Raw genomic sequence first — 500 nt, 5'->3', positions numbered from 1 at the left:
ATGAACATGCTCAGGAAGCCCCACCAGCTAGCGGCCTGGATAAAATACATGACCCCGAACACGCCCAGCATCATCAGCACGAACACCCAGAAGGTGACCCGCGCGCCGCCCCACTTGTCCGACACCCAGCCCGTGCCCGCCCGGCTCAGCGCGCCGACGAGCGGGCCGAGGAACACGAATTGCAGCACGTCCACTTGCGGAAACTGCTGCTTGGCGAGCAGCGGCAGGCCGGCCGAAAAGCCGATGAAGCTGCCGAAGGTGCCGGTATAAAGCCAGCACATCAGCCAGTTGTGCTTGCGCTGGAAGATCACCGCCTGTTCGGCAAAGCTGGCCTTGGCATCGGCGATATCGTTCATCCCGAACCACGCCAGCAGGCTGCTGGCAATGATGAAGGGCACCCACACGAACCCGGCGTTCTGCAGCCACAGCTGGCCGCCTTCCGCGGTCTGCTGGGCCGCCCCGCCCAACGCGCCGAACACGCCGGCCGTGATGATCAGCGG

Annotated in this window: 1 pseudogene; it reads right to left on the bottom strand. The window is 64.8% G+C overall.

Annotated features, from left to right (window positions below):
* Window positions 1-500 (bottom strand): annotated as a pseudogene (locus ACT6Q8_RS25760) (nitrate/nitrite transporter); the annotation flags it as partial.

Origin of the sequence: Niveispirillum sp., assembly GCF_052437035.1 — a bacterium.
Taxonomy (GTDB): domain Bacteria; phylum Pseudomonadota; class Alphaproteobacteria; order Azospirillales; family Azospirillaceae; genus Niveispirillum.
The sequence above is the reverse complement of the archived record's forward strand: the minus strand, read 5'-3'. Positions and strand labels throughout refer to the sequence as shown.